This is a genomic window from uncultured Campylobacter sp. (assembly GCF_938045775.1).
Lineage (GTDB): Bacteria > Campylobacterota > Campylobacteria > Campylobacterales > Campylobacteraceae > Campylobacter_B.
Genome location: NZ_CALIBH010000196.1, coordinates 1 through 1,919, shown reverse-complemented (window position 1 = coordinate 1,919; position 1,919 = coordinate 1). Strand labels below are relative to the sequence as shown.

Below are 1,919 nucleotides of genomic sequence, written 5' to 3'. Positions count from 1 at the left end.
GGCGCAATCAATGCTGAAATCGATGTCAAAACCGCAGGCGGCGAAAATTTAAGCGCGATCGTCACAAACAGCTCCGTTAAAAATTTGGCGCTTAAAAAAGATGACGAAGTAACTGCGATCATCAAAGCTACTCAAATCATCGTCGGTGTAAAATAATTTTGCATTGCGCGAAACGATGTGCACGCTTTAAATATCGCAAAATAAAGGAGCGAAATTTTATAAATTCCGCTCCTTCTTCAAAATCTCTTTTGATAAATCAAATTTCGTAGCAGCTCAAATAACGCTATAAGCGGTCTTTTCTCTCATGCGCGCAGATGCACCCCGCGCGACATCCAGCCCCAATCACACCAAGAGCGGTCTTGCACTATTTTGCCGCAGTGCACGTTTCGCGCAGGCTTTGCATCTATGCAGCAGGTAAGCCCACGCGCGAGATATTTATGAAACGCAGACCCGCCCTTGACCTACCTCTCTAGGTTATAACGACTTTATTTGCGCGCTCGCTACGCTACTTTGCTCGGTAATGACCGATCATCACACTTTTACAGCGGCAGGCTCGGCATATCTTTTCGCGGCGGCGGTACGATGTTTTGCAAAATACTACGCGATGCAGTAAATTTTAAAATTTAAACTCTCCAAGCGCGACAGAGACTGCTTCACAAAACCCAGACCCGATCCAAAGATCACGACACGCACTTCACCCCCTACTTTGCCGCTTGCTGCGAAATTTAACCACTCTTGCGCAAATAAGACACGATGAGTTTTACGCCGATGACTGCGAGCCGAACGCCATTCGTGCCTCCATAGATGACAACATTAGCTAGCCGATGCGCGCGTTTAAATACGCTTATACCTTGTAAGCAATCAACACTGGCTACAACGAGCGCATACACGTATTAGTTAGTCACAACAGTCCATAGCGTGTTTTGATTCACTTTAAGCTTTTGTCGATCGGCTCGTTAAAAGGCGTAGATTCCGCGAATAAAATCACTCTTGTAAAATTTCGGCTCATAGCCGCGGGTAGCGGGCATTTGCTTTGCTAAATTTGATACTCGCCGGGGCTCAACTCGCCTCGTAAAAGCTTACCAAAGCGTGCAGCTGCGGCATCTACGGCATCGTCGCCAAACTCGCCCGGCTCAAATCCACTGCTGATAAACGGCACGGCAAAGTCCATCCCGCAATAGTTTGCCGTGATCTTAAGCGGCGTTAAAATTTCATCCAAGCTAAAGCCGATAGCGCCCTGTTTGGAGTATTCGCCAAGCGGAGTGCTGACGCTTGGCGCAAGCTGCAAGACCTTGCCTTTAAGCGCGCCGGAACCCACCAGCTCATGCGAAAAGACGATATCGATATAGGCTTTTAGCATAGGCGGCACGTTTAGCCAGTACATCGGGTACAAAAACACGACGCGCTCGGCAGCCGCTAGCGCGTCTTGCTCTGCGCGGGCGTCTATGCGCGCGATATCTAGGCCGTAAAGCCCCTCCAAATGGCGCACCTTAGCGTCCGCGGCGGACTTTGCTACCTGCGACAAGGCTTTGTTTACACGTGAGGCGGCGAGATTTGGGTGCGATAAAATCACAAGCGTTTTCATGTTGTTTCCTTTGTTTAGATTTGCGGAATCATATCGTTAAAAATCTAAAAGTAGATTAAGAGGGGTTGTAAAAATGAAGAGTTATTTCTTCTTGTGAGGAACCTGGATTTGCGTGGCACGATAGATACGAGGCGCTCTCGTACCATACTACCTCAAGGCATGTGCAACAAAATGTTTTTACGCATGCCGCAAAGCAAGCCCCTAGCCCGCTCTTGTCTGGAACGATCTCGCTTGCGATCCACCCGATCGCGTGCAGCTGCGGTGCAGGACAAAATTTCGTCCAAGCAAGGATAAATTTATGAAAAAAGATTAAAATTTAGCCGCGATTTGGGCT

At 48.3% G+C, this 1,919-nt stretch carries 3 protein-coding genes; 2 read left to right on the top strand and 1 reads right to left on the bottom strand.

The features are described 5' to 3' along the window. Nucleotides 1-6 precede the first annotated feature (6 nt). Nucleotides 7-156 carry a TOBE domain-containing protein gene (locus tag Q0238_RS07750; protein ID WP_363317129.1) on the top strand — a complete coding sequence of 50 codons (150 nt, stop codon included), beginning with the start codon at nt 7-9 and terminating at the stop codon, nt 154-156. Between the two features lie 880 nt (nt 157-1,036). On the opposite strand, the gene Q0238_RS07745 is transcribed toward Q0238_RS07750, so the two are convergent. After that, nucleotides 1,037-1,585 carry an NAD(P)H-dependent oxidoreductase gene (locus Q0238_RS07745; RefSeq protein WP_297944712.1) on the bottom strand — a complete coding sequence of 183 codons (549 nt, stop codon included), beginning with the start codon at nt 1,583-1,585 and terminating at the stop codon, nt 1,037-1,039. A gap of 161 nt (nt 1,586-1,746) precedes the next feature. Here Q0238_RS07745 and Q0238_RS07740 point away from each other — a divergent pair, with 161 nt between their 5' ends. Continuing rightward, nucleotides 1,747-1,887 carry a hypothetical protein gene (locus tag Q0238_RS07740; protein ID WP_297944709.1) on the top strand — a complete coding sequence of 47 codons (141 nt, stop codon included), beginning with the start codon at nt 1,747-1,749 and terminating at the stop codon, nt 1,885-1,887. The last annotated feature ends 32 nt before the right edge of the window (nt 1,888-1,919 follow it).

Bases quoted from the DNA above. Each gene is read 5' to 3' on its own strand.
- Q0238_RS07745 (WP_297944712.1), bottom strand. From the start codon at position 1,585: ATGAAAACGCTTGTGATTTTATCGCACCCAAATCTCGCCGCCTCACGT.